Origin of the sequence: Labrenzia sp. R5_0 (genome assembly GCF_017743835.1) — a bacterium.
Taxonomy (GTDB): domain Bacteria; phylum Pseudomonadota; class Alphaproteobacteria; order Rhizobiales; family Stappiaceae; genus Roseibium; species Roseibium algicola.
This window is the reverse complement of record NZ_JAGHRK010000004.1, coordinates 537,922-564,921: the sequence shown is the minus strand read 5'-3', so window position 1 is coordinate 564,921 and position 27,000 is coordinate 537,922. Positions and strand designations below refer to the sequence as shown.

25 protein-coding genes are annotated in these 27,000 nt (G+C 60.7%); 15 read left to right on the top strand and 10 right to left on the bottom strand.

Annotated features, from left to right (window positions below; genetic code table 11):
• Together J7447_RS22580 and J7447_RS22575 are read left to right on the top strand one after the other, a co-directional pair.
• Positions 1-1,221 (top strand): argininosuccinate synthase, encoded by a 1,221-nt coding sequence (locus tag J7447_RS22580; protein WP_055659793.1) that lies wholly within the window; start codon positions 1-3, stop codon positions 1,219-1,221.
• 10 nt (positions 1,222-1,231) lie between these two features.
• Entirely contained in the window at positions 1,232-1,915 is a 684-nt protein-coding gene (locus J7447_RS22575) for a ferredoxin (RefSeq protein ID WP_209171025.1), read from the top strand.
• A 39-nt stretch (positions 1,916-1,954) separates the two neighbouring features.
• Here J7447_RS22575 and J7447_RS22570 read toward each other — a convergent pair whose 3' ends face one another.
• From J7447_RS22570 to folP, 3 genes are all read right to left on the bottom strand, one after another.
• On the bottom strand, positions 1,955-2,983 hold the full coding sequence (locus J7447_RS22570; RefSeq protein ID WP_209171024.1) for a phosphatase PAP2 family protein: 1,029 nt from the start codon (positions 2,981-2,983) through the stop codon (positions 1,955-1,957).
• 87 nt (positions 2,984-3,070) lie between these two features.
• Positions 3,071-3,586 (bottom strand): 2-amino-4-hydroxy-6-hydroxymethyldihydropteridine diphosphokinase, encoded by a 516-nt coding sequence (folK, locus tag J7447_RS22565; RefSeq protein WP_077291535.1) that lies wholly within the window; start codon positions 3,584-3,586, stop codon positions 3,071-3,073.
• On the bottom strand, positions 3,583-4,419 hold the full coding sequence (gene folP / locus J7447_RS22560) for a dihydropteroate synthase (RefSeq protein WP_209171023.1): 837 nt from the start codon (positions 4,417-4,419) through the stop codon (positions 3,583-3,585). The genes folK and folP overlap by 4 nt, the downstream gene beginning before the upstream one ends.
• A 294-nt stretch (positions 4,420-4,713) precedes the next feature.
• Between folP and J7447_RS22555 the strand changes: the two genes are divergently transcribed.
• Positions 4,714-6,288: an alkaline phosphatase gene (locus J7447_RS22555; protein ID WP_209171022.1), complete on the top strand. Its 1,575-nt coding sequence runs from the start codon at positions 4,714-4,716 to the stop codon at positions 6,286-6,288.
• Between the two features lie 213 nt (positions 6,289-6,501).
• Here J7447_RS22555 and J7447_RS22550 read toward each other — a convergent pair whose 3' ends face one another.
• A complete protein-coding gene (locus J7447_RS22550) occupies positions 6,502-7,713 on the bottom strand; it encodes a multidrug effflux MFS transporter (RefSeq protein WP_209171021.1) in 1,212 nt (403 codons plus the stop codon).
• A complete protein-coding gene (locus J7447_RS22545) occupies positions 7,710-8,171 on the bottom strand; it encodes a MarR family transcriptional regulator (protein WP_023002823.1) in 462 nt (153 codons plus the stop codon). The genes J7447_RS22550 and J7447_RS22545 overlap by 4 nt, the downstream gene beginning before the upstream one ends.
• A gap of 204 nt (positions 8,172-8,375) precedes the next feature.
• Between J7447_RS22545 and typA the strand changes: the two genes are divergently transcribed.
• The 10 genes from typA to J7447_RS22495 all read left to right on the top strand — a co-directional run bounded on the left by typA (position 8,376) and on the right by J7447_RS22495 (position 18,590).
• Positions 8,376-10,199, top strand: coding sequence for a translational GTPase TypA (typA, locus tag J7447_RS22540; protein WP_023002822.1), 1,824 nt, complete (start codon positions 8,376-8,378; stop codon positions 10,197-10,199).
• Between the two features lie 425 nt (positions 10,200-10,624).
• The gene (locus J7447_RS22535) at positions 10,625-11,548 is read left to right on the top strand and encodes a rhodanese-like domain-containing protein (protein ID WP_055659805.1); all 924 of its coding nucleotides are present in this window, start codon (positions 10,625-10,627) and stop codon (positions 11,546-11,548) included.
• Between the two features lies 1 nt (position 11,549).
• Positions 11,550-12,680, top strand: a complete 1,131-nt coding sequence (locus J7447_RS22530) for a YeeE/YedE family protein (protein WP_209171020.1) — start codon at positions 11,550-11,552, stop codon at positions 12,678-12,680.
• Entirely contained in the window at positions 12,677-12,853 is a 177-nt protein-coding gene (locus J7447_RS22525) for a hypothetical protein (protein WP_167579544.1), read from the top strand. The genes J7447_RS22530 and J7447_RS22525 overlap by 4 nt, the downstream gene beginning before the upstream one ends.
• Positions 12,854-13,010: 157 nt before the next feature.
• Positions 13,011-14,063 (top strand): MaoC family dehydratase, encoded by a 1,053-nt coding sequence (locus J7447_RS22520; protein WP_062486615.1) that lies wholly within the window; start codon positions 13,011-13,013, stop codon positions 14,061-14,063.
• A gap of 76 nt (positions 14,064-14,139) precedes the next feature.
• The gene (locus J7447_RS22515; protein ID WP_209171019.1) at positions 14,140-14,913 is read left to right on the top strand and encodes a LuxR family transcriptional regulator; all 774 of its coding nucleotides are present in this window, start codon (positions 14,140-14,142) and stop codon (positions 14,911-14,913) included.
• Positions 14,914-14,998: 85 nt separating this feature from the next.
• Positions 14,999-16,480: an indoleacetamide hydrolase gene (iaaH, locus tag J7447_RS22510; RefSeq protein WP_209171018.1), complete on the top strand. Its 1,482-nt coding sequence runs from the start codon at positions 14,999-15,001 to the stop codon at positions 16,478-16,480.
• A gap of 89 nt (positions 16,481-16,569) precedes the next feature.
• Positions 16,570-17,172 (top strand): HD domain-containing protein, encoded by a 603-nt coding sequence (locus tag J7447_RS22505; protein WP_209171017.1) that lies wholly within the window; start codon positions 16,570-16,572, stop codon positions 17,170-17,172.
• 197 nt (positions 17,173-17,369) lie between these two features.
• Entirely contained in the window at positions 17,370-17,801 is a 432-nt protein-coding gene (gene nudI / locus J7447_RS22500) for a nucleoside triphosphatase NudI (RefSeq protein WP_209171016.1), read from the top strand.
• A gap of 204 nt (positions 17,802-18,005) precedes the next feature.
• On the top strand, positions 18,006-18,590 hold the full coding sequence (locus J7447_RS22495; RefSeq protein WP_209171015.1) for a class I SAM-dependent methyltransferase: 585 nt from the start codon (positions 18,006-18,008) through the stop codon (positions 18,588-18,590).
• 204 nt (positions 18,591-18,794) lie between these two features.
• On the opposite strand, the gene J7447_RS22490 is transcribed toward J7447_RS22495, so the two are convergent.
• From J7447_RS22490 to J7447_RS22480, 3 genes are all read right to left on the bottom strand, one after another.
• Complete coding sequence (locus J7447_RS22490) at positions 18,795-20,066, bottom strand: murein L,D-transpeptidase family protein (RefSeq protein ID WP_209171014.1); 1,272 nt, start codon at positions 20,064-20,066, stop codon at positions 18,795-18,797.
• A 344-nt stretch (positions 20,067-20,410) separates the two neighbouring features.
• The gene (locus J7447_RS22485; RefSeq protein WP_152505314.1) at positions 20,411-21,370 is read right to left on the bottom strand and encodes an acetyl-CoA carboxylase carboxyltransferase subunit alpha; all 960 of its coding nucleotides are present in this window, start codon (positions 21,368-21,370) and stop codon (positions 20,411-20,413) included.
• A 330-nt stretch (positions 21,371-21,700) separates the two neighbouring features.
• The gene (locus tag J7447_RS22480; protein WP_209171013.1) at positions 21,701-22,534 is read right to left on the bottom strand and encodes a DUF3108 domain-containing protein; all 834 of its coding nucleotides are present in this window, start codon (positions 22,532-22,534) and stop codon (positions 21,701-21,703) included.
• A gap of 340 nt (positions 22,535-22,874) precedes the next feature.
• Between J7447_RS22480 and rpmB the strand changes: the two genes are divergently transcribed.
• Both rpmB and J7447_RS22470 read left to right on the top strand, forming a co-directional pair.
• Positions 22,875-23,171 (top strand): 50S ribosomal protein L28, encoded by a 297-nt coding sequence (gene rpmB / locus J7447_RS22475; RefSeq protein ID WP_023002809.1) that lies wholly within the window; start codon positions 22,875-22,877, stop codon positions 23,169-23,171.
• Between the two features lie 116 nt (positions 23,172-23,287).
• Positions 23,288-23,953, top strand: a complete 666-nt coding sequence (locus tag J7447_RS22470; RefSeq protein ID WP_168687425.1) for a VUT family protein — start codon at positions 23,288-23,290, stop codon at positions 23,951-23,953.
• A gap of 70 nt (positions 23,954-24,023) precedes the next feature.
• Here J7447_RS22470 and J7447_RS22465 read toward each other — a convergent pair whose 3' ends face one another.
• Both J7447_RS22465 and cobT read right to left on the bottom strand, forming a co-directional pair.
• Positions 24,024-25,064 (bottom strand): esterase-like activity of phytase family protein, encoded by a 1,041-nt coding sequence (locus J7447_RS22465; protein ID WP_209171012.1) that lies wholly within the window; start codon positions 25,062-25,064, stop codon positions 24,024-24,026.
• 19 nt (positions 25,065-25,083) lie between these two features.
• The gene (gene cobT / locus J7447_RS22460) at positions 25,084-26,994 is read right to left on the bottom strand and encodes a cobaltochelatase subunit CobT (protein ID WP_023002806.1); all 1,911 of its coding nucleotides are present in this window, start codon (positions 26,992-26,994) and stop codon (positions 25,084-25,086) included.
• Positions 26,995-27,000: the final 6 nt, after the last annotated feature.

Here is a 27,000-nt window from a genome sequence, read left to right as displayed (position 1 = left end):
ATGGCGCATGGTGACATCAAAAAAGTCGTGCTGGCCTATTCCGGCGGCCTCGACACCTCCATCATCCTGAAATGGCTGCAGACCGAACTGGGCTGCGAAGTGGTGACCTTCACCGCCGATCTCGGCCAGGGCGAGGAACTGGAGCCGGCGCGCAAGAAAGCCGAAATGCTCGGCATCAAGGAAATCTACATCGACGACCTGCGCGAGGAATTCATCCGCGACTTCGTCTTCCCGATGTTCCGCGCCAACGCTGTCTATGAAGGCGTCTACCTGCTCGGCACTTCCATCGCCCGGCCGCTGATTTCCAAGCGCCTGATCGAGATTGCCGAAGAAACCGGCGCTGACGCGATTGCCCATGGCGCAACCGGCAAGGGCAACGACCAGGTGCGTTTCGAACTGTCCGCCTATGCCCTCAACCCGGACATCAAGGTGATCGCGCCGTGGCGCGACTGGACGTTCAAGTCCCGGACCGACCTTCTGGAGTTCGCCGAACAGCACCAGATCCCGGTTCCGAAAGACAAGCGCGGCGAAGCTCCGTTCTCCGTCGACGCCAACATGCTGCACTCCTCATCGGAAGGCAAAGTGCTGGAAGACCCGGCCGAGGAAGCACCGAACTACGTGTTCCAGCGCACGGTTGACCCGACCGAGGCACCGGACGAAGTCACCTATATCGAAATCGGCTTCGAAAAGGGCGACGCCGTCTCCCTCAATGGCGAGAAGATGTCGCCGGCAACGCTCTTTGCCAAACTCAACGACTATGGCCGCGACAACGGCATCGGCCGTCTCGACATGGTCGAGAACCGCTTCGTCGGCATGAAGAGCCGCGGTATCTACGAAACGCCGGGCGGCACCATCCTCCTGACGGCGCACCGCGCCATGGAATCCATCACGCTCGACCGCGGTGCCTCGCACCTGAAGGACGAACTGATGCCGCGTTACGCCGAGCTGATCTACAACGGGTTCTGGTTCTCGCCGGAGCGCGAAATGTTGCAGGCGCTCATCGACAAGAGCCAGGAGCATGTCACCGGCTCCGTCAGGCTGAAGCTCTACAAGGGCAACGTCATCCTCGTCGGCCGGTCCTCGCCCTATTCGCTCTATTCCGAAGAGCTGGTCACCTTCGAGGACGACCAGGGTGCTTACGACCAGAAGGACGCCGCCGGCTTCATCAAGCTGAATGCCCTGCGCCTGCGCACCCTCGCCAAGCGCGACCGGATCGGCTGAGATCTCTGACATGACAAGACCGGCGGCAGCAAAGCTCGAACAGGACCTTGCTGCCGCCGGTTTTTTGTTGCTCGGCGGCTTTGCCCCTGATGGCACGGTTGCCGTTCCGCCTCTTGCCAGCGGCAAGCAGGCCCGAAGCCTTCTCCTGATCGGCAGCACCGGACCATCAATCTGGCCGCACCTGACGGCAAGTCCGGAATACAAAAACGGCCACCCGGACCCGCTCGACCGCTACACGCGGCGCAGCCTTTTAGACCTTGCTGAGGCATCCGGCTACGAACCGGTGTTTCCCTTCGAAGGCCCGCCCTATTACCCGTTCCAGCAATGGGCGATGAAATGCGGCGGCTTCTCCCAAAGCCCGCTCGGCGTCCTCGCCCACCGAACCTTCGGCCCCTGGGCCGGCTTCCGCGCAGCGTTTCTGAGTGCGGAACCCTTTGACGGACCGACGCCGGACACGATGGACGGCCCCTGCCCGACCTGCACCGACGCACCTTGCCTCACGGTTTGCCCGGTCGGTGCCGTTACGGTGCACGAAGGCTACAAGGTCACTGACTGCCGAAACCATCTGGCGACCAGCCGCAACCTCGATTGCTGGTCCGGCTGCCTGGCAAGACGGGCCTGCCCCTTTGGCCAGGAGCACCGGCAAAGCCAGGCAACAGCCGGGTTTCACATGGAGAGTTTCCTGGGGCTTTAATTGCTAGTTTTGAAGTAGTGACGTTAAGTGGTGGCTTCCTCAATGCCTACATTTCTCACTGCCAAAGAGGCCCCGATAACAGGGACGCCGGGCATTCAGCACCGAGACGGCCACGGCCAAAGCACCGCCAGCAAAGAGGTCGACAAAGTAATGACCGCCGAACACCGGGGTTGCAGCTATCATGGTCACCGCGAACAATGTCACCAACCAGAACCAGCGTGTCTTGTAGAAGCCAGCGATTAGCAAGATGCCCCCAGCAGTATGGAACGATGGAAAGGCAGCAAGCCCTTCTGCGTCGAGAAGATTGACCGTAGCGCCGGATGGTTCCCGCAAGGCAAGAAGTTGCTCCACATGAGCGATACCGGGAACGCTGCTGAAACCGTCGATATGGGCGACATCGCCGAAATAGTAGGCGACGGTGGCGACCGCGGGGAAAAACATCGCTATTGAAACCGACACCGTTGCGGTGATCAAAAATATTTCGCAAAAATAACGCGCCCGAGCAGGCCTTCCCATCAGAATCAGTGCGAGAAAACCAAACAGACTGGCACCGTCGAACCCGATATAGGCAATATGCAAAATCTTGTTCAGCAGAAAGTTATGTTGGACGAACGTGAAATAGGCCATCCAGTCGAGCCCGAGCACCTTATCCCAGTTATCAAGTAGAGGATCCGCAAGAGGAAACACTACGCTCATGGTCAAGTGGTTGAAGATGCGCAACGTCGCCAGGGCGACGAATATGAAAACAATGCCTTTGAGTAACAGCTGCATCCGTTCCCGGAAAACGTCTGGAAATGTCCCCCGGAGTTTGACGTAGCAACTCAGCAGCGCGCAGACCGTGATGATCCCACCGAATAGTATTAGTGACTTGGGATCGACGCGCGCCGTAACAAGCGTTTGAAGAACGAGCGTTGTGCCGACGACAACACTCATGAGAACAACGTTGAGAACTCCTGGAAAAGGCAGACTTTGTGTTTGAAAGGGCGCAGCCTCTTCAAGAGAGGCTGTCTGCGCTTGAGCAGGCGGGTCAAAATCGCCTTCATTTTTCAATCCCAGGGCGGAAGACATGTCCGCAGCACCCCGCGCAACGCATTTACAGGTTGCTGTTTTTCTATAGCTGATAGGCTTAAGATCAGGTTTCTTTCAGTTGTTCTGTCACCCGTCCAGCTTCACCACGCCATCCTGGTCCGGGCAGGTTTCCAATGCTTCCATCGCGGTGCGGCCGTCGCCCAGTGGGGCGTCGGGCCAGATTTCGGCGAGCGGGATCAGAACGAACGCCCGGTCGCCCATGCGCGGGTGCGGGATTTCGAGGTCGTTTTCGGCAACCTTTTGCAGACCGTAGATCAGAACATCGATGTCCAGCGTTCTCGGTCCCCAGCGCACGTCGCGCACACGTCCGAGTTCGGTCTCGATTTCAAGACAGCGCTTCAGCAGCGCCTGCGGGCTCATGGTGGTATCGATCACCACGCAGCAATTGCGGAAATCGTCCTGCGGCACCGGCCCCCAGGGCGGCGTCCGGTAATCGGAGGACCGGGACACCAGCATGACGCCGGGCGTTTCCTCCAGCCGGCGGATGGCCTCATCCAGATTGGCCTTCGGGTCACCAAGGTTGGATCCGAGCCCGAGCGCACAACGGGTCGGGGCGTCAGCCATCGCATTTTCGGCATTCATTCGACAGGGTTCCGTTCCAGGCGGGTTGCCTCGATCATACGCACGCAATCGGCATGTGGACTTACGTCATGCGCCCGCACAATCGCGGCCCCTTTCAGCATGGCCGTCATGTGAACGGCAACGGATCCGAACAGCCGGTCTTCCGTTTCCGCTTCCAGCACGGCACCGATCATGCGCTTGCGCGACGCACCCGCCAACAGCGGAAGGCCGTGTTTCTTCAGCGTTTCGAAACGGTTCAGAACGATGAAATTCTGGTTGATGGTCTTGCCGAAGCCAAAGCCCGGATCAAGGATCTGCTTTTCCCTGGCGATCCCTGCCTTTTCCGCCAGGTCCATCGAGATTTCGAAGAAATGGTCGATGTCCGAAAGAATGTCCAGTCCGGCATCGGCGGCAAGACGGTTATGCATCATAACCACATGCACGCCGGCCTCGGCAACAACCTCAGCCATGGCCGGATCCTTTTGCAGACCCCACACATCATTGACGATGACCGCCCCTGCCGCGCAGGCACGGCGCGCGATCTCCGCCTTGTAGGTATCGATCGATACGGGCGTTCCCATGTCGATCACCTGATCGAGGATCGGATCGAGCCGCGACCATTCCAGGTCCAGCGGCACCGGTTCGGAGCCCGGCCGCGTGCTTTCGCCGCCGACATCAAGAATATCGGCCCCTTCCAGAATCATTTCCTGTGCACGCCGCAAGGCGGCATCCGCATTGGCGTGGCGCCCGCCATCGGAAAAGGAATCCGGGGTCACGTTCAGGATCCCCATCACGTGGGGGCGTTGGTGTCCGGCGTCGAAACGCGGCGGCTCGTAGGCTGTCGGGGTCGGCATCATTGCGTCCTTTTGACGGTCAGGCACGTGTTTGGCCCGTCTGACACCGACGGTCAAGCGGCACCAATGCGACTTCGCCCTGCTTGACCCCGCTCCAAGGCTGTGGACGATCACGATTTGGAAGCAATTTGGAGGTTCAATCGTTCCGCGGCGGTTTTCCGGCAATCCGCACACGCCGTCATCAAAAATTCGGGAAACGGTCTTGGAACAGACATCCGTCTGTCACGGAGCTTCAGCACCTGATGTTTTTGCCAAGGGACTCGCCCCTGCGGTCCCCAGCCACGGAGCTTGAAAATGTCTTCAAACGTTTCTCGACGCAATTTTCTGAAATCATCGGTTGCGACCGGTCTGGTACTGGCCTCACCGCTGGCCATGCCGGGCCTGTCGCGTGCGGCCTCTCGCCCGCAGATCACGCACGGTCTTCAATCCGGCGACGTTGATGCCAATTCCGGCATGATCTGGGCCCGCTCGGACCGTCCGGCGCAAATGCTGGTTGAGGTCGACACCACCGGCACGTTCGAAACGCCGCGGCGCCTTGCCCCGATCAATGCGCTTCCCGACTCGGATTTTGCCGTCAAGCGACTGCTTGAGAACCTGCCGTCCGATCAGGATGTCTTCTACCGCGTCGCCTTTGCCGACCTGAACGACGTCAATGCCGTATCCGAGCCGATGACCGGCCGCTTCCGCACCGCCCCGGCGTCCCGCCGCAACATTCGTTTCGCCTGGTCGGGCGATACCGCCGGTCAGGGCTGGGGGATCGATACCGACCGCGGCGGCATGAAAACCTACGCCACCATGGCAAAACATCAGCCGGACTTCTTCATCCACTCCGGCGACACGATTTATGCCGATGGCCCGATGAAGGAAACCGTCGAGCTGAAGGACGGCACCGTCTGGAAGAACATCGTCACGGAAGAAAAATCCAAGGTTGCCGAAACGCTGGACGAATATCGCGGCCAGTGGAAATACAACCTCATGGACGAGAACCTCAAGGCGTTCAACGCGGAAGTCCCGACCTTCTTCCAGTGGGACGATCATGAAGTCGTCAACAACTGGTCGTCCTCCAAGGATCTCCTGTCCGACGATCGCTACAGCGAGAAGAACATCCACCTTCTGGCCGCTCGCGCCGGCAGGGCTTTCCACGAGCTGGCTCCCATCCGCTACACCCCGGCCGAGCCGGGCCGCGTCTACCGCAAGATCGCCTATGGTCCGCTGCTGGACGTATTTTTCCTGGACCTGCGCTCCTATCGCGGGCCGAACGGCGCCTCGATGGAAGACACCATGACACCGGCTTCGCGCATCCTCGGCGCCGAGCAGCTTGCCTGGCTGAAGCGTGAACTTCTGAATTCCAACGCCACCTGGAAGGTCATCGCCTGCGACATGCCGATCGGCCTGATCGTCTGGGACAACTGGAAAGACCAGGCCGGCGCCGAAGCGGTTGCCAACGGCGATCACGGCGCACCGAAGGGCCGAGAACTGGAATTCGCCGATCTGCTGCGCTTCATCAAGACGGCAGACATCGACAACATCGTCTGGCTGACCGCCGATGTGCACTACACCGCCGCGCATTATTACAATCCGGACAAGGCCCAGTTCCAGGACTTCAAGCCGTTTTGGGAATTCGTCTCCGGCCCGATCCATGCCGGCACCTTCGGCCCGAACGATCTCGACATGACCTTCGGCCCGGAGCTTAAGTACATCAAGGCCCCGACCGCCGAACAGGGCGCCAACCTGCCCCCGTCCATGGGGCTACAGTTCTTCGGCCTGGTCGACATCGACGGCCAGAGCGAACAGCTCACCGTCCGCCTGATGGACCGTGACGACGTCGAACTGCACACCGTCACGCTGGATCCGATTCGCAAGGCCTGATCAGAGTTTCCAGAAAAAAGAGCGGGCCGGGAAACCGGCCCGTTTGTTTTAAAAAAACCTACCTTCGTCATCCCGGACGCAGCGAAGCGGAGATCCGGGACCGGAGAGCCGAGGTGTTTCCGATGGAGACTTATCATTCGGCGCTGTGCCTCCCCGGTCCCGGCTCGCGCTGCGCTTGGCCGGGATGACGACGGAGAGGCGGATAATGTGCGCCTACTCCGCTGCCGCCGGCTGACGGATCTGGCTGCGCAGGATCAGGAACAGAATGATGCCGGCGATGGGCATACCCGGCAGAATGAAAGCGAGACCGAGGATCGGCTCTCCGAGTGCAGCGATCGCGAGGCTGGCGACAATGCCGCCGCCGAACTGCAGAAAGCCGAGCATGGAACTTGCCGAACCGGCGATGTGCGGGAACGGTGCCATGGATTCGGTGAAGCTTGCCGGCAGAACCAGTGCCAGCGCGAATGTGAACAGCGCCACCGGCCCCATCACCGTCAGGATCGTCGGTTCATGGGTGAGCGTGACATAGCACATCAGAGTTGACGCAACGACCCAGAGGCTAAGCCCGTAGGGCACCAGCTTGCGGGCTTCGAAAAAGCGAAGCAGACGACCCGTGAGGATGGTTCCAGAAATGAAGGAGCCCGACTGGATGATCATGGTCAGCCCGAAGGCGGACGGCGTGAGACCGACTTCATAGATCAGGATGAAAGGCAGGACGGTCGCCAGGGCATAAAGGTTGCCGAGCCCGAAACCGATGAGAAGGCTTGGCGCCAGAAACCTCGGGTCCTTCAGCAAGGTGCCGTAGTTGATCGCCAGTTGCCGCGGATTGAGGTGATGCTTGCCGGGTTGCGGGTTGGTTTCAACCTGAAACACGAGCACCGCAACCATCAGCAAAGCACCGTAGATCACCATGCACCAGAACACTTCCTGCCAGCCGAACAGTTCCAGCACGATTCCGCCGATGGTGGGTGAGATCGCCGGGCCAAGTGCCAGCATCATCGCGATCGTATTCATGATCCTGGCAGAGGCCTGGCCGGTAAACTGGTCGCGGACGATGGCGCGCGACACCGCGATGCCGACCGCAGCCCCCACACCTTGGAGGGCTCGGGCAAAGACCATGAACTCGACAGTCGGTGCGAAGGTCGCCAGCACGCTTGAGACGAGATAGAGAACCAGGAAGGCGACCGTGACCGGCTTTCGCCCAAAGGCGTCCGTCAAAGGGCCGCAAACCAGCTGCGTGACGGCAAAACCGGCAAAATACGCCGTCAGGGTTAGCTTGACCGCTGAATCGGTGGTCCCGAAGGCTTCGACCAGGGCCGGCATGGCCGGGGTATAAAGCGCCATCGAAATGGGGCCGATAGCGACAAGCCCGGCCCCGAGAAGCGATGTACGTCTTGCGCTCATGATTGAGCTGTCGGCGGTCATTTCTGTTTCCCTTTGGAAACCTCCTGCAGCAGGCTGTCCTTCATGGTCTGCAGAAGCGATTCCAGTATCTGCCGTTGGTCGGCGGGAATGTCCTCAAGCGCCCTGGAGCGCACCTCTTGCAGGGCAGTCCCAATTTTCTCAAGCAATGGATCGGCCGACGGCGTCAGCTCGATTATCTTGGCCCGGCGGTCGTTCGGGTCCTGGCAGCGGCGGATCAATCCGGCCTTTTCGAGCGTGTCGAGGTACCCGACCAGGGTCATAGGCTCGACATACATCGCATCTGCCAGAACGGCCTGCCGTTGACCCGGAAGTCGCCAGACATAAAACAGCGTACGCGCTTCTCCGGCAGTCAGACCAGTGTCGACCTTGGATAACTCCGCCTCGAAGTTTCGCCGCAGCAACCGTGCCAGATCAACGACCAGCATGGTGACACCGACATTCGGAGTTGGAACTCCCATCGCCACCCCATTTTAGTAAGGTTACCTTACGAATACGGCGCTTCAGGAAGCACTGTCAATGCGTAGATGTGACATTGCGTTGCACAATTCCCTCGCGCCACGTATAAAGGCGCCAAATTCGGCGCGGATGCCGATCCATAGCATAATCAACTTCCAGACAAGCTGCGGGTCCCCAAGGGCCCGTTCTGTCTTTTGGAGCCACTCATGAACCTTCGTAATATTGCCATCATCGCGCACGTTGACCATGGCAAAACCACACTCATCGACGTTCTTCTGAAGCAATCCGGTGCCTTCCGCGACAACCAGCGCACCGAAGAACGGATGATGGACTCCAACGATATCGAGCGTGAGCGCGGCATCACCATTCTGGCCAAGGTCACCTCGCTGGTCTGGAAAGACACCCGCATCAACATCGTGGACACGCCGGGCCACGCCGACTTCGGCGGCGAAGTCGAACGTATCCTGCACATGGTCGACGGCGTGATCCTTCTGGTGGACGCTGCTGAAGGCCCGATGCCGCAGACCAAGTTCGTGCTCGGCAAGGCCCTCAAGCTCGGCCTGAAGCCGATCGTCGCCATCAACAAGATCGACAAGCCGGAACAGCGTGCCGATGAAGTGCTGGACGAGGTCTTCGACCTGTTCGCAGCCCTCGACGCCAATGAAGACCAACTCGACTTCCCGGTGCTCTACGGTTCGGCCAAGCAGGAATGGATGGCTCTGGAGCCGAACGGCCCGCAGGACAGCATGGACCCGCTCTTCGACATGGTCCTCGACAAGGTGTCGCCGCCGGAAGCCCAGCCGGGCGATTTCCGTATCCTGGCAACCACCATCGAATCCGACCCGTTCCTGGGCCGCATCCTGACCGGCCGTATCGTGTCGGGCACCGCTCTGCCGAACATGCCGATCAAGGCGCTCTCCCGTGACGGCAGCGTGGTTGAAAACGGCCGTATCTCCAAGATCCTTGCTTTCCGTGGCCTGGAACGTCAGCCGATCGAAAAGGGTGAAGCGGGCGACATCGTCGCCATCGCGGGCCTGACCAAGGCAACCGTTGCCGACACGCTGTGCGCCCCGTCGGTCAATGAATCCCTGCAGGCTCAGCCGATCGATCCGCCGACGCTGTCCATGACCTTCCGCGTCAACGACAGCCCGCTGGCCGGCACCGAAGGCTCCAAGGTTCAGTCCCGCGTCATTCGCGACCGCCTGAAGAAGGAAGCAGAAGGCAACGTCGCCCTGAAGGTGGAAGACACCGACGAGCCGGACGCATTTGTCGTCTCCGGCCGCGGCGAACTTCTTCTGGCGATCCTGATCGAGAACATGCGCCGTGAAGGCTTCGAGCTTGGCGTTGGCCGTCCGCGCGTCGTCTATCAGTATGACGATGCCGGCAACCGCCTGGAGCCGATCGAGGAAGTCATCATCGACGTTGATGAAGAACATTCCGGCGTCGTGGTTCAGAAGCTGCAGGAACGCAAGGCCGACCTTCTGGAAATGAAGCCGTCCGGCGGTGGCCGCACCCGTCTGGTGTTCCACGCTCCGACCCGTGGCCTCATCGGTTACCAGTCCGAACTGCTGTCCGACACCCGCGGCACGGCGATCTTCAACCGTCTGTTCCATGGCTATGAGCCGCACCGGGGCCCGATCCAGGGCCGTCACACCGGCGTGCTGCTGTCCAACGGCACCGGCGAGGCAGTTGCCTATGCCCTGTTCAACCTGGAAGACCGCGGCCCGATGATGATCGATCCGGGCACCAAGGTTTATCCGGGCATGATCATCGGCGAACACACCCGCGGCAACGACCTGGAAGTGAACGTGCTGAAGGGCAAGCAGCTCACCAACATCCGCTCCGCCGGCAAGGACGACGCTGTCAAGCTGACCACGCCGAAGAAGCTGACGCTGGAAGCAGCGCTTTCCTACATCGCAGACGACGAGCTGGTGGAAGTCACACCGGACTCCATCCGCCTGCGCAAGGCCGTCCTCGACCCGCATGAGCGCAAGCGCGCCGAACGTGCGGCGAACAAGGAATCGGCATAAGCCCGATTGAACCAACAAGAAAAGCCCGGGCAATGTCCCGGGCTTTTTACTGAGGGCCAGTATCCATTGCACCTCATCCTGAGGAGCCGCGTCAGCGGCATCTCGAAGGATGGGTACTTGCTCCGAAGACTGCCACCCATTCTTCGAGACAGCGCTTCGCGCTTCCTCAGAATGAGGTTTTGGTTTCCCTTTTCCGGTTTTCAGGGCCCACTTGTTTCGCCGGCTGACCAGAAGACTTGAGACAGCCCGCAAGCCTTTGCCGCAACCAATTGCCACGGCGCATGTCCGCCTTGGTTTAAATTGTCAGTCCGGTGACGGAAATTGAAACGCCATCCCACGCTTCCCGACCGGGAACTCCTTAAAATTCCGCCTGAGAATTGAAGCGCGTGGCCTCAGGGCAACCGCGCACAAGGAAGGCTGAACCAATGAAACATTTCGCTCTCGCACTGGCGATGACCGCAAGCCTCGCCACATCCGCCACCGCCGCAAGCTTCGGTCCGCTGGTGGAAGCTGCCGAGCTGTCCGCGTCGCTGGACACCGTAGAGCCGGTGCTTCTGGACATCCGCAACGAGGGATATGAGAAAGGCCATGCAGACGGCGCGCTGTTTGCGCCCTATCGCATGTTCCGCGGACCGGCGGAAAACCCGGGCGGCCTTGTGGATGTTGAAAAACTGGAAGCTGAACTGGAAGAACTCGGCCTGGAACAGGATACGCCAATCGTGATCCTGTCCGAAGGCAAGACCGATACGGACTTCGGCTCTGCCGCGCGTGTCTACTGGACCTTGAAATCCACCGGCTTCACCGACCTGTCGATCCTGAACGGTGGCCTGGAGTCCTGGAAAGCCGCTGGCCTTCCGGTCAACGCCACGGCCGAATCCGCCTTTCCGAGCGAGCTGGAACTGACCTTTGACGATACCTGGCTGGCCACCACGGCAGACGTTTCCGCCGTCGCTGCAGGCGAGTCGAACGCGCTTCTGGTAGATGCTCGCCCGGCGGATTTCTTCAACGGCAAGAAGGCGCATGAAGCTGCCTCGCGTCCGGGAACCCTGCCGACCGCCATCAACCACACCTACACAGCGTTCTTCAAGGAAGGCTCGCCGGCAATGTCCACCGCCATCGATCCTGCCGCGCTGAAAGCATCGCTTGGTGTCGAAGACGGCAAGGATACGGTTTCCTTCTGCAACACCGGCCACTGGGCCGCGGCTCACTGGTTTGCGGTGTCCGAAGTCGCCGGAGTGGAAAACGCAAAGCTTTACGCGGGCTCCATGGTCGAATATTCCCAGTCCGGAAACGAGATGGCCAACACACCGGGTCTCGTACAGAACCTGATAAACCAGATACTGAACTGACGTGACCACAGCCGCAGACATTCACACCGCCGCTGCGACGCCAATCTGGCGCCGCGGCGGTCTTGTTTTGGCCGCCCTTGCAGCCGTTCTGGCCACCGCCCTTCTGGTTGGTGGACGGTATGGCCTGTTGCTTGCCGTCGGCCTTGGCTTCGGCATCGTGCTGGAAGGCCTGCGCTTCGGTTTTGCCGGCCCCTGGCGTGCGATGATCCTGCGCCGGGACCCGGGCGGCCTTTGGGCGCAGCTTCTGTCGATCGCCCTTGTCTCACTGGTGGCCTTTCCCCTGCTTGCCGCAAGCCAGGGCGAGCTGAGCGGCGCACAGGGCCCAATCGGCTTTGCCATGATCGCGGGAGCCTTCGTCTTCGGCGCTGCCATGCAGGTCGTGCTCGGATGCGGGTCCGGCACCCTGGTCAATGCCGGGTCCGGCAACGCGGTTTCCCTTGTCGCCCTGCCTTTCTTTGCCATCGGCAGCTTTGCCGGGGCCTATCACCTGATCTGGTGGACAGATCTTGGGGCATTGCCCGTTCTGACCCTGTCCGGCTGGCAAGGCGCGGCGATTACCCTCCTCGGACTTTCGGCAATCGCCGCAGTGCTCTGGAAACTGGCAGCTCCCGAAAACCGGCGCCTGCCTCGCCGGCTGATAGTTGCAGCTGTGCTGCTGGCCGCCCTTGCCATCCTGAACCTGATCGTGGCCGGTCAACCCTGGGGCGTTGTCTATGGCCTTGGCCTTTGGGCTGCAAAGGCGGCATCTGCAGCAGGGGCGGATCTTTCCGGATCCGCTTTCTGGAGTGCACCTGCCTCCGTCGAGCGCCTGACCCATAGCCTGCTGACGGATTACACATCCCTCACCAATATCGGCATCATCCTGGGTGCCTTTCTGGTCGCCAGCTGGCGCACCGGCGGCCTGTCACAGAAAATCCAGTCGCTGCCGGCACAGGCCTGGCTCGCCGCAATGGTGGCGGGCTTTCTGCTGGGCTATTCCTCGCGCCTTGCCTTCGGCTGCAATGTCGGCGCGTTCTTTTCCGGCATCTCGACCGGCAGCCTGCACGGCTGGGTCTGGTTCGCGGCCGCCTTTGCCGGATCGATCTACGGCGTGAAACTGCGCCCGCTCCTGAAGCTGGAGGCAAGATCATGACCCGGTTGGTAACAGCCTTTATCGCCCTTGCCGGACTTGCGGCAATGATTGCTCTCGATGCATCTGCGACACCGCCCAATCCCTACAAGGCCCCGAAACTTCTGGCTCTGGGGTCCGGCACCGCCCCGAGCGGCGGCTTTTGCGGTGCGCTGCCCGACCCGGCCGGCAAATAGCCGAGCGACCCCTGCCAACCGGCAACCGCTCCCGGGTTGGCACGGGATGCCAAAGCCTCGACTTGCTTTCACAAGGTCATCGGCAAAACGTCTGACTTGCTTGTGTGCACCGCAGCGGGCTTAATCCTCTCCGACAAATCAGAACCGGGAGGCACAGGTGAGCAAGACCAATCGCGGCAATTTCTTCGAAGACTTCAAGGTGGGACAGGTCATCCGCCACGCAACGCCGCGCACCGTCACCAGCGGTGACCAGGCGCTTTACACCGCGCTTTACGGCTCTCGCTTTGCGGTTCAGTCGTCAGACGCTTTCGCAAAATCCCTGGGTTATTCCCACGCCCCGGTCGACGACCTGCTGACCTTTCATATCGTCTTCGGCAAGACAGTGCCGGACATCTCGCTGAATGCCGTCGCCAATCTGGGCTATGCGGGCGGCCGGTTCCTGGCACCGGTTTTCCCGGGAGATACCATTTCCACCGTCTCCGAGGTGATCGGCAAGAAAGAGAACTCCAACGGCAAGACCGGCGTCGTCTATGTGCGCTCGACCGGCTACACCGAAAACGGCACCGAGGTGCTGGATTATGTCCGCTGGGTGATGGTCAACAAGCGCGTTGCCGCCAATCCCGCGCCGGAACCGGTGGTGCCGGAACTTCCCTCAGCGCTCGATCCGCAGTCTCTCGGCACCGCCGTGCCATTGCTCGACACCGCCAATTGGGACAATGACCTGGCCGGATCCGAGTACCGTTTCGACGATTACGAGATTGGCGAGAAGATCGACCATGTCGACGGCATGACGGTGGAGGAAGCCGAGCATCAGCTGGCGACCCGTCTTTACCAGAACACCGCCAAGGTGCATTTCAACCAGCACACGGAAGCTCACAACCGTTTCGGCCACCGCCTGGTCTATGGCGGCCACGTGATCTCCATTGCCCGTGCACTGTCGTTCAACGGGCTGGCCAACGCGTTTCATATTGCAGGCATCAACGGCGGTCGCCACGTCGGCCCGCTGGCGGCCGGTGACACGGTTTATGCCTGGTCTGAAGTTCTGGATAAGGCGGACATCGACGGCCGCTCGGACGTCGGCGCGCTGCGTCTGCGGCTTGTCGCCACCAAGAACCGGACCTGCCATGACTTCCCCGGACAGGACCATGAGGACAACTACCTGCCCGAAGTGGTCCTCGATTTCGACTACTGGGCCCTGATGCCGAAATAGGCATGACACCCGGACCGATCCTTTTGGATGACGGATCTCCTCTTCCTCGCTACCATGACGCAAGAGGAGGTCTGGCATGCTGACAACGCTTTCGGGCCGGGAAACAAATCTGATCTTCGCGATCATGCAGGACATGATCGCCATCCAGGACGCACGGCAACTCAGGCTGCAGCTTGGCACCCGCTTGCTGGACCTTCTGGAGGCGGACTACTTTGCCTCCTACGTCTGGACAAGGACCGACGGCGACACGGACGGCGTGTTCCTGAACATGGACGAGAGTAATCTCGCCGCCTACCAGCACCATTTCCAGCACTGCGATCCGATTACACCCAGGTTCCGCATGTGTCGGCGCGCCACCCACCTCGACCAGGTCATTTCCCGGGAAGATTTCCTGCGCACCGAATTCTACAACGACTTTCTGGCAAGGGACGGCCTGCATCAGGGCATGAACTTCCATGCCTATGCGGCGACAGGCCATCTGGGCGACCTGCGCATCTGGCGCGGCGCCGGCAAGGAAACCTTCCAGCAGCGCGATCTGGAAATACTGAACGCGATCGGCACGTCCTTCGGACATGCCCTTGCGAACATGCAAGCACACGAACGCAAACAGCGCGATGCCGACCCCCGCTTGCGCTTGACGGCCTGGGCCGGCCACCACGGGCTCACCGGCCGGGAACAGGACGTGCTTTGCCTGGTGAGTGAAGGCAAGCGCGACCGAGAGATTGCGGCGGATCTTGAAATCTCCGTCACGACCGTTCGTTCCCACCTCAAGGCGGTGTTTCAAAAATCGGGGGTGACCAGCCGGGCGGAACTGCTCGCCAGCGTCAACACGCGACTTTCTCTCCAATAAACGAAGCGCCTCCTCATTTTCGAGGATGCGCCGGAAAAGGCACAGGCGTTTGCTGTTTCCCTCATGCACAAGAAGGGGAACAAACATGAAAGTGCATCTCACAGCAGGACTGACTGCGATCGCAGCCGTCTTTGCCGGTCCGGCGTTTGCCGCCGACGACATCACCACCATGAGTGCGGCGGAAACGGCGAGTGCCATAGCCGGACAGACGCTGACAGCCACGGATCTCGTCAACGCCCTCATCGCCAGAACCGGCGATGACCCGGGCAATGTCTACATAACGTTCGACAGCGAAGGCGCGCTTGCAGCCGCTGCAGCCGCCGATGAAAGCGTGAAGGCAGGTGAACCCCTCGGACCGCTGCACGGCGTGCCGATTGTCGTGAAGGACAACATTGCCTCCGCTGGCCTGCCGACCACCGGTGGCACGCCTGCCCTGAAAGGATGGGTGCCCGCAGAAGACGCACCTGTCTTGAAGAAACTGCGCGATGCGGGCGCGATCCTGCTCGGCAAGACCAATCTTCACGAACTTGCTTTCGGCATCACCTCGAACAACGCCGCCTTCGGCGCGGTTGCCAACGCCTATGATCCGGACCGCTTTGCCGGCGGCTCGAGTGGCGGCACCGGCGCTGCGATCGGTGCCAGGCTGGCACCCGCCGGCCTTGGAACCGATACGGGCGGCTCGGTGCGCATTCCCTCGGCACTCAACGGTGTTTCCGGTCTGCGCCCGACCACAGGCCGCTACCCGGCAGAAGGTATCGTGCCGATTTCCGCGACCCGCGACACGCCCGGTCCGATTGCAAGAACGGTTTCCGACCTGGTCCTGCTCGATGCGGTGATCACGGGTAGCACTGCGACACTCGACCCTGCAGACCTCGGCACCGTCCGCCTGGGTGTTCCAGGCGTGCTGACGGACAACCTCTCACCGGAAACGGATCGTCTCTTCAAGGAAGCCCTGGACAAGCTGCAGGCCGCCGGCGTGACCCTTGTTCCCGTCGATATCAGCACGGAGCTTGAACTTGCCGGAAAAGCCGGTTTCCCGATCGCCCTGTGGGAAGTGAAACGGGATCTTGCCGCCTTTCTGGAGACGCATGACACCGGGCTCGGGCTGCAGGACATAGCCGATGAAGTCGCCAGCCCCGACGTCAAATTCGTCTTCGACAATCTGGTGCTGGGCAACCAGGCGATCCCGGATGCAGTTTACCGGGAGGCAATGGACGACATGCGGCCTTTGATCCAGGCCGGATATGCTGAAGTCTTTGCAGCCAACAAGCTGGACGCGCTGGTTTTCCCGACAACCCCGCTGCCGGCACAGCCCATCACCGGATCCGATGAAACCGTGTCGCTGAACGGAGAAGACGTACCGACCTTCCCCACCTTCATCCGCAACACCGATCCTGGTTCCGTCGCCGGTATTCCGGGCCTGTCCTTGCCCGCGGGGCTGACATCGGACGGCCTGCCCGTCGGCCTGGAGCTTGATGGCCCTGCCTATTCCGACCGGCATCTGCTGGCACTCGGCCTGGCTGTCGAAGCAGTTCTGCCGCACCTGCCGACGCCAGCGTCAAACTAGGCAGAAGGCCTTCACAGAAGCAGCGTGTTTCCTGTCTGGACTTTATCGGAAGTCCTGGCGCACACTCCGGCAAAACAGGAGTGTGCGCCATGAAAACCGTGTCCTTCACCCAGATGAAAGACGGTACCAAGGAAGACTACGATCTGCTGGCGGAAGCGGAACGGCCCTATCACGCCCTGACACCGGAACGGATCCTGTCCGAGCTGAAGCGCCAGAACGAAGACACGCTGTCCGGCTACAAGATCACCCGAATGCAGCATGGCCTGCAGGCGGCCACAAGGGCGCGTCGGGAAGGGGCGGACATCGACTGGATCGTCGGCGCGCTTCTGCACGATATCGGCGACGGGCTGGCCCCGCAGAACCACGACCGATTTTCTGCCGAGGTCATCCGCCCCTTCGTGCGGGACGAGGTTGCCTGGGTGGTGGAACATCATGGCATCTTCCAGATGCTCTATTACGGCCGTCACTATGGCTGGGACGAAAACGCCCGCGACCTGTTCAAGGATCACATGCACTTCCAGGCCTGCGCCGACTTCTGCGAACGCTGGGACCAGTCCTCCTTCGATCCCGATTATGAAATGGACACGCTGGAAAGCTTCGAGCCTCTGGTGCGCGAAGTTTTCGCGCGAAAGGCCTACGACCCGGCCGTGCTGCAGGAAGGCATTTCAAGGGGATTGCCGCCGCTGCAGTAAAAGACAAGCACGTGATCGACGCGGTAGCTTTTGTATTTCAAAACACCGATCGACACTCCATCGCAAACAACCCGTCTACCGCCCCCTGAACCTTTCAATGGTTCGGGAGACTGCCCCCCGCTGTTGCGACGAATGCCGCCGTTGCCGCGGATCGTAGCCGGACTTTTCCTCGTAAAATCAGTTAGATCGAGAAAGACATGCGTCAGAGAATTATTGTTTGCCCTTTGATCGAAAACCAAGGCGCGTACCTTCTGTGCAAGATGCCAAGCGACCGGGGTGTCTTTCCCGGACAATGGGCACTTTCGGGTGGCGGTCTGGAACAGGGTGAGCGGATGACAGAAGGGCTGCTGCGAGAAATCTCGGAAGAACTGGGATCAGACCTGACGATTGAGGACGTCCAACCCTGGACGTTTCGCGACGATGTCCGGACAAAGACCTACCCGAACGGCACCTCCGAGCAGATTTACATGATTTATCTCATATTTGATTGCAAGGCGGCGAACCGCAACGTTTCCATCAACGAAGAGTTCGAGGACTTCGCATGGGTCCTTCCCGAAGATCTCGGCAAATATGATCTCAACGAAGCCACAAGAATGACGCTTGAGGCAAAGGGCCTGCTGCCGTCCTGACAGGTGTCGAGGATCCCGAGATCTGCCCACCTTCTCCACCAGAGCAATCTCGCCCGCCAGGAATGCTCCGCTCAAATCCCGGCACGATAGGTTCCTTCTTCAACGACAGCCCTTCCAGGCCAACTTTGCGCCGCAAACAGCCGCCACAACTTCAAGTTATGCGAATTTGAAATCGAACCTGATGGGGAGGGGAGAGCGTCATCAATGACCAGCGAAACAGTGAATTTTTACAACACCACTGCCAAGGAATATGTTGCCGACAAGGAGACGCCTAATCCCAGATTGCCTGCCTTCCTGGAGCGATGCAAAGCAAAGGGCAGAATTCTGGAACTGGGAACCGGAGGCGGTGTGGACGCCGAGGCCATACTCAAGTCCGGCTTCGTTCTGGATGCGACGGATGGCTCGTCCGAACTCGCTGCGATAGCTGCGCAACGGTTAGGCCAGCCGGTTCGGACCATGTTGTTTAACGAGCTTGATGCGGTTGCGGTTTATGACGGCGTCTATGCCTGCGCCGCACTGACACACGCTCCAAGAGGTGACCTCGGCGATGTGGTGGAGAGAATTCATCGGGCGCTGCACGACAACGGGGTCGTTTGGGCCAGTTTCAAGGTTGGCACCAACGAAGGCACAGACGCGTTTGGTCGCTACTACAATCTTCTGCCTCAGGACGAACTGACTGCGATCTGGCGAGAAGCGGCAACCTGGAGCATCCTGGAAACAGAAACCTGGTTGGGAAGTGGCTATGACCGCAAACCGACCCAATGGGCCGCCATCACCGCGATCAAATAACGTCCGTTGAGGCAGGCTGTGCCGGCGGGCTTGCGCCGCGAGCTTCCTACATCACGCAAGATCTGCTCAATCCACCGTCACGCAGTTCGGATCGCATCCCCTCCACATCCTGAGGACTTTTCTGTCCTCTGGATGTGGACATCATCCGGGGGGCGAAATCTCCATGGGGCTGAAGACCGGGTATGAGGCTGAAGCCGGGACCGATCAGTTCGGCTTGGTATCCGGAACCACTTCGGTTTCGATCGGGCCAACACCAGCGCCTTCTTCCGAGGCTTTCGGACCGAAGGGTACCCAGCGCTTGAAGAAGCTTCCGACAGAGCTGCCGCCAGACTGGTCCTGCGGGGCAAAGGCGGTCTCGACCGCCGAACCCGGCCGCCGCTGTGCCGCCGGAGCCGCTTCTGCAGGAACTGCAGCCGTCGCCGTTTCGGCTGCGGGCTGTACGTCAGGTGCAGCCGTCTCGGCCGTGGCAACAGCCGGGTTGGTGTCGTCCTCACCACCGCCGAGCGCTTCGGCAAGCCGGTTGGAGCGCTCTTCCCAGCGCTTCTGGCGCTCGTCACGAGCATCGAAGCGGGCAGCAAGCTGCTGGTATTTCTCGTTGTCGCGGCGCTGCTTGGAGGCAACTGCCGTCGCGATGCTCGGGCTCACCTGATAGTCGGGGCATTTGGCGCTGGCCCGGAAGGGTACGCCTTCCACCAGCGTGGTGGCATCGAACACGTATTTCTTCTCGCAGACGGAAATCTGCGGCGGGGTCTGCGTGATCTCGAAATGGTCGTAGCCGGTCTTCAGCATTTTCCAGAATTCCATGTGCTCGCTGTCGCGGTGGCGAGCCATGTTTTCCGGCGTCATGCGGAAGGGAAAGGCCTGGACCTGGAAGGAGCGCTGACCACCCTTGAAGCTGTCGCGGGCAAGCGCGTAGATGTCCTGGACCTGCTCGTCCGTCATCGCGTAGCAGCCACGGGACGAACAGGCGCCATGCACCATCAGATGCGAGCCGGTGCGGCCGTGGGAGCGGTCATAGGAATTCGGGTAACCGAGGTTGAAAGCCAGGTGATAACTGGAATTCGGGTTCATCAGGGCAGGCGTGATCTCGTAGAAGCCTTCCGGGGCCTGACGGTCGCCTTCCTTGAACTTCGGGCCGAGCTTGCCGGACCATTTGCAGATCTCGAACTCGTCCAGAAGCTGGTATTTGCCCGTGCGGGTCTGTTTCCAGACTTCCAGAGCACTTTCTTCCTTGAAGATCCGGATCATGATCGGCGAGGTCGAGCTCATGTTGAGATCGTTCATCTTGCGCTTGATCGACGCGCTGACGGGCTGCTGCGCCTTGTTGGGGCCTGCTGTGAATTCGTCTGCCTGGCAAGCCGCCAGCACACCGGCAATCATCAGCGCCGCACCAAGACGGGCTGCCTTGCGGCCACTCAGGCCGCTGTTGCCAAGAAGAAGGCCGGCTGGCGTGTTCATAAGGCGCCGAAAGACCATGATACTGTCCCAAACTAAGCGGAAACCGACAAAGGCGAACGAACTGCCTTGCCGCACTTCCTGCGTCCTCGCCCCCGCGCAAAGGCTAGGGAATGATGGTTGACGATAAGTTACTGAAACCGGATTGTGCCTGCGACCAAAATTATGGTGATAGGAACAAAAACTTGCCCAAGCGTCATCTTGCGCGTCCCAACTTCGCCTGAATGACGGCAAATTCTGGCCACAGGATGGCAAAAAGGCCGCTTTTACGGCGGCCTTGCATCGTTTTTTCCCGAAATACAGCAGTTTGGTGCACAGCGCGGTTGCCAGCGCGGCGATATCGCCGAAGCCGGCAACCGGAAGACCTAGCTCAGGGTTCTGCCGATAGAGATGAATTTTTCGCGCCGCTGCTTGCGTATTTCATCCGGCGACAGGCCTGCCAGCTCTTTCAGCGCAGATTCGATCGCCTTGCCCGCGTTGTCGATAACGATTTCGCGTGCACGGTGCGCACCGCCGACAGGCTCCTTGATGATGTCATCGATGACACCGAGCTGCTTGAGATCCTGTGCGGTGATCTTCAGTGCTGTCGCAGCGTCCTGCGCCTTGGCGCTGTCGCGCCACAGGATGGAGGCGGCGCCTTCCGGTGAAATCACCGAATAGATCGCGTGTTCCATCATGAGAACCTTGTTGGCGGTCGCGATCGCGATCGCGCCACCGGAGCCGCCTTCGCCAATGACGACGGAAACGGACGGCGTTCCAAGGCCGAGGCCGACATCCGTCGAGCGGGCGATGGCTTCGGACTGGCCGCGCTCTTCAGCCCCGCGTCCCGGATAGGCGCCGGAGGTGTCGACAAAGGTGATCAGCGGCAGGCCGAAACGTTCGGCCATTTCCATGACCCTGACCGCCTTGCGGTAACCTTCCGGACGGACCATGCCGAAGTTGTGCTTCAGACGCGTTTCGGTGTCGTGGCCTTTTTCCTGAGCCAGGACAGCCACCGATTGACCGCGAAAACGACCGATACCGGCGATCAGCGCTGCATCTTCGGCAAACTTCCTGTCACCGGCAAGCGGCGTGAAATCTTCGATCAGACCGGCGATATAGGCAACGGCATGCGGGCGATCGGGATGGCGGGCAACGAGCGTTTTCTGCCAGGGCGTCAGTTTGGCGTAGAGGTCCTGCAGCGTTTGCGAGGATTTCGTTTTCAGCCGGTCGATTTCACTGTCGACATTGACGGCTTCGCCATCTTCCCCGGCCAGAGCGCGCAGCTCCTGGATCTTGCCTTCAATGTCTGCAACGGGCTTTTCGAATTCCAAATAGCTGTGCATTTACTCGGTTACCTGAAACAAGCCGGCACCGCCCTACGTCCGGCGGCCGCTCCGGAAATTCTGTCACAAGATCGAAGGATTACCAGCCGAAAGCGACCAGCCACCCGAATGTCGATCATTTCAAAGACGTTCAAGCATCTTTGCCGCGTCTGAACAACGCAAGATGCTCCAGGCAACGCAAGCGTGCCTGAACGCATAGTTGGAGGGCTGTATCAAGAGACGCAAGTGGGCGCAAGTCTCGGTGTGCCGGCAAACAGGGATTGAAAGCCTCTCGCACCCGGCAAACCCTTCCCGGATTTTTGCCGGAAAGGGCCGAAGAAGGGCCGGTGATCAGTCGACGGATGCCTGATCGCTGCCGGCACCGTCGATCTTGAGCTTGTCTGCTTCCACGATCAGGCGGCCGTTCTTGGTATCGATGGAAATCCGGTAGGGGACGAGCACGTTGTCACGGCCCATCGGCGCAACCCACACTTCCATGTTGGCCTGAGCCATGTATTTGACCGAATCCTTGGACGGGTGGTGCCCGGCGACAGGTACCCAGCGGGCCTTGCAAACGACGACCTGGCCGTCATAGCCGTGGCCCGAGACTTCCTTCGTGCCGGAATAGCTCAGCTTGATATCGAACCGTGTCCAGCCGTCGAACACCGGCAGACGACGCGAACAGGCCTTCGGCCCGAGACTGTCCTTGGCACGACCGACCGGCATCAGAGCGGCGCTCAGCGGATCGATCGCATTGCGCGTATGCCGGTCCGTCACCTTGATCCGCTCCGGATTGGGCTTGAACTGCGGCGCAACTTCCATTGAGCGGATGGACCCTGAGCCCTGGCTCAGGTTGACGTAGAAATCGAGATTGGAGGCGTGCGACGCCATCCTGTATTTCGACGGTACGACCCGCGATCCGACCATCCAGCCGGATGCTTCCGCCCCACCCTTGCCGGTGGTGAACAGCGTGCCGATCCCTGCCGGCTCCAGGCTGACCTTGGCCGAATAGGCATTGCCCTGCATGACGAGCGACAGCGTTCCGCGCCCGACCTTGAAGCCGGCAATCGAAATATTGTAAAGGCCGCCGACGCTGTTTTTCTTGGCTTCCGCCGGTGTCGTCAGCAGCGCCGCAGCAAGCATTGGCAGGGCGACCAGCCGCCCGAGAGACATCAAACCAAACACTTCAAAACCTCCGGACTGCCGTCTGGCAGCGAATTGCGCCCCCGCGCCATGAGTGTTCCGCGACGGAAAGATACCATAAATCCCGCTCGATGAACGACCCCAATCATTCTAAATTATGGTAACTCAGTGGTTAACAGCCGGGTGTCCTGCAAATAAAAGCAGTGAATCTCCGCAAAGCGGCGGAGATGTCTTGACGTTGGCCCTCACTCCCATTATAGCGGGGCAACTTTTTCCGAGAAATGCCGGAGACGATGTCGCCGGGCCTCAGGTCCGCGCCGGTTCCGGTTGGACTTGCTGGGTTCAAAGTAACGGCCCAGCCACGAAAACAAAAGGTGATATCATGGCACGCCGTTGCGAACTCTCCGGCAAAGATGTGATGACGGGCAACAACGTCTCCCACGCTAACAACAAGTCCCGCCGCCGGTTCCTGCCGAACCTGTGCAACGTGTCCCTCATCAGCGACACGCTCGGCGAAACCTTCAAGCTGAAGGTCTGCGCACACGCACTGCGCTCCGTCGAACACCGCGGTGGTCTGGACGCATACCTGATGAAGGCAAGCGACGCGGACCTGTCCGATGCTGCTCGCAAGATCAAGGTCGACATCAAGCGCAAGCAGGCTGAAGCCGCTGCCGCTTAAGGCCTGAAGCGCCTGCACGGCTCGCTCCGGCAGCAGGCAGCTCGCATACTTGCAAAGAACCTTTTCAGGACGCCCAATCGATATCGGTTGGGCGTCTGTCGTTATGAGGTGAACACATGACCGAAACCCGGACCTTCTCCGCGAGCCATCACGTTGTCGCCATTCTGGCGATGGCGGCCGTTGTCGTTGCATCCAACTTTCTGGTCCAGTTCCCGGTCGAGCATTTCATCGGCGGTGTCAATCTTGCCGATACGCTCACCTGGGGTGCGTTCACCTACCCGGTCGCCTTCCTGGTGACCGATCTCACCAACCGCCGCTTCGGCCCGACCGCCGCACGCAAGGTTGTGATTGCCGGCTTCCTGATTGCCGTGGTCCTGTCGATCTGGCTGGCGACGCCCCGCATTGCCATCGCCTCCGGAACCGCGTTCCTGGTCGCGCAATTGCTGGACGTGACGATATTCGACCGCATGCGAAAGCTGGCCTGGTGGAAAGCGCCGATCACCTCTTCCTTCATCGGCTCGGTAATCGACACGCTCCTGTTCTTCGGCATCGCCTTTTCCGCCAGCTTTGCCTTCATCGATGGCCTGTTCGGGATGGACGACAGCTCGCTCGCCTTCCCGGTGCCCTTCCTGGGCATCAGCGACGACACCCAGGCGCTGCTGTGGGTGTCGCTGGCGGTGGGAGACTTCCTGGTCAAGATGCTGGTTGCCGTCGCCCTGCTCGCCCCTTACCGCTTGGTGCTCGGCCTGTTTCAGGCCATGCCGAAGGGAACTGCCGCCTAGGCACCAGGTACGAAAAAGGCGGGGTTGGTCGTCCGGGGATCGACTTATAGGGCAGAAGTGCTCCCGCGCCTCAATCTTCCAGCCGAAACCTCAGGAACAAGGTCCTCTGCAGGATCGAACGGTTGTTGTCGGAGACAAGCGTCAGGATCGTTTCGCCGTTTTCATTGGTGTGAATACCCAGAGCTTCCATGTTGTCGATCTGGGAGTTGAAGTCGGCCTCCAGCAGCAACTCGCCTTCCAGAACGGCCCCGGCAGCAATGTCGGCTCCTTTGAACCGCCGCAGCCGCAGGCCGATCAGATCACGCAGGCTGAAGCGGCGCTCCACCAGCACCATGTCGCCACCGGGCAGAAACGCCGCATCCGTCGCATCGAAGCGCTCATACCGGCGGATGGTGAAGCGTTCCGTTCCGTCCGGACCGATGATGAAGCCAGACAGATCATGCAGGTCGCTTGGCGCTGATTCCGCGACAGCCACGAGCTTGCCGGCCAACGGGCCGTCCTCCGGCCCGGCCGCCAGAGCTTCCAGACCGGTGTTGCGCGGCAGATCGCGAATATCCTGCGGCAGCGCGACTTCACCGATCATCCTTTCCTTGCCGGTCGAAATCGGCCACGGATACCGGTAGATGGCGTTGCGGGTTTCAGCAGTGACATAAAGACCGGAGCCCGACAGCGTCAGCGCCTCGGTATCATGACCCCAGCGTGCATCGAGCGTTTTGCCATCGGCCCCTAAAAGCGGCGCGAACCGCAAGTCTTCGATCTCAGTCGGCTTGCCATCCGCTGTCTGCCCGATTCGGCCACTGACCCAATGTCCGTTGTCGGTGACCGCCAGAAACGCGCTTCCCCCGTCCAGACTGATCAGACCGGAAAGCCCGCCGACCTTGCGGTCCGCGGCTATCAGCTCCAGACCGCCAAGAAAAGTCAGCTTGCCGAAGGTCGTATCGGCAAGCCCTATGCGGAATGTGTCGATGGATCGGGTACGGGCCTTGACCGGCTGTCCGCCCGAAAGCAGCTCCGGCGCCCCGGCGGCGGCAGGCGCAGCAAACCAGAAAGTGGAGAGAAAGACGGCAGCCAGCGCAAAGCTGCCTGCCGAAAGACGCCTTTCTGCTCCCATATTTTCCAGACCCTGCCGACTAACGATGACCCGCGCGGCGACGGCGGCCACGCGTGTTGAAGGAGGTGTCCACCTCGTCGTCGAAAAGGTTGGCAAGCTGGTCGGTCATGGCACCTGCCAATTCTTCGGCATCGACAATGGTGACGGCCCGCCGGTAGTAGCGCGTGACGTCATGTCCGATACCGATGGCGATCAGCTCGACCGGCGACCGGGTCTCGATTTCTTCGATGACGTAGCGCAGGTGGCGCTCCAGATAGTTGCCCGGGTTGACCGAGAGCGTGGTGTCGTCCACCGGCGCGCCGTCGGAAATCATCATCAGGATGCGACGCTGTTCGGGCCGCGCCATCAGCCGGTCATGAGCCCACAGCAGGGCTTCGCCGTCGATGTTTTCCTTCAAAAGGCCTTCGCGCATCATCAGGCCGAGATTGCGCCTGGCCCGGCGCCAGGGCGCATCCGCAGACTTGTAGATGATGTGGCGCAGGTCGTTGAGCCGGCCAGGTGTCGGCGGCTTGCCCGCACCGATCCAGCTCTCCCGCGACTGGCCGCCTTTCCAGGCCTTGGTGGTGAAGCCGAGGATCTCGACCTTCACGCCGCAGCGCTCCAGCGTGCGCGCCAGAATGTCGGCACAAGTGGCGGCAACGGTGATCGGACGCCCGCGCATGGATCCCGAGTTGTCCAGAAGCAGCGTCACGACCGTGTCGCGGAAATTAGTGTCCCGCTCCTGCTTGAACGCAAGCGGGGCCATCGGATCGGTTACGGCACGGGTCAGCCGTGCGGTGTCCAGAAGCCCTTCTTCAAGGTCGAAGTCCCAGGCCCGGTTCTGCTGCGCCATCAGCTTGCGCTGCAACCGGTTGGCAAGGCGCGCCACGGCCCCTTGCAGGTGGGTCAACTGCTTGTCCAGGAACCCGCGCAGACGATCAAGCTCCGCCATGTCGCAAAGTTCTTCAGCGGTAATCGTCTCGTCAAACTGGGTGGTGAACACGCGGTAGTCGGATTCCGGCCGGTTGGAAAACGGCGTATCGGGTCGGTCGCTTTCGCCCGGTTCCTCGGTATCCTCAGACATGTCCTGATCGGCGAAGTCTTCCATATCGGCTTCGGCAGCTTCCGTATCGCCGCTTTCCTGCTCTTCGCCGGAAAGTTCCATCTCCTGCGGAGAGGCTTCCTGTTCGCCGGAATCTTCTTCGCTGTCGTCGCCCGATTCAGCTTCGTCGTTGTTGCCCTGGTCCTCGTTTTCTTCCGGGTCCATGTCCTGGTCGTGATCGCCAAGCTCATCGCCCATGTCGAGCGATTTCAGGACGTCCCGCAGACGGGCCGCGAAAGAATTCTGGTCCTCGACTTCGGCTTCCAGCCTGTCGAGGTCGGCACCGGCCTTGTCCTCGATCCAGCCACGCCACATGTCGACGAGCTTGGTCGCGCTTTCCGGCGGCTTTGCGCCGGTCAGGCGTTCACGCACCAGCAGGGACAGGGCATCCTGTAACGGCGCTTCTTCCCGGCTGGAGATATCCGGCGCACCGGATTTGCGGAACCGGTCGTCAAGCATCACCGACAGGTTGTCGGCAACCCCTTGCATCCGGCGTGCGCCAACGGCTTCGCAGCGGGCCTGTTCGACCGCTTCGAAGATCGCCCGCGCGTCCGGGCCCTGCGGCATGTTTTTGGAATGAACAGCCTTGTCGTGGCAGGCAATGCGCAGGGCGATGCTGTCCGACAGGCCACGGGTGATCGCGATCTCGCGCGCGTTGATCTTGCGCGAAGGCTCGGGCAAGCGCGCGGACATGCCGCTGAGACCGGGCCGGTCACCGGAAAAGATGACTTCCAGTTCCGGTTCTCCGGAAATCGCCCGCATGGTACCGGACACCGATTGCTTGAATGGCTCGGTGCTCGGTGCGGGCTTGTTGCCCGGAAGGGAATTGTGACCCGGCCGCGGTGCCATCGGGAC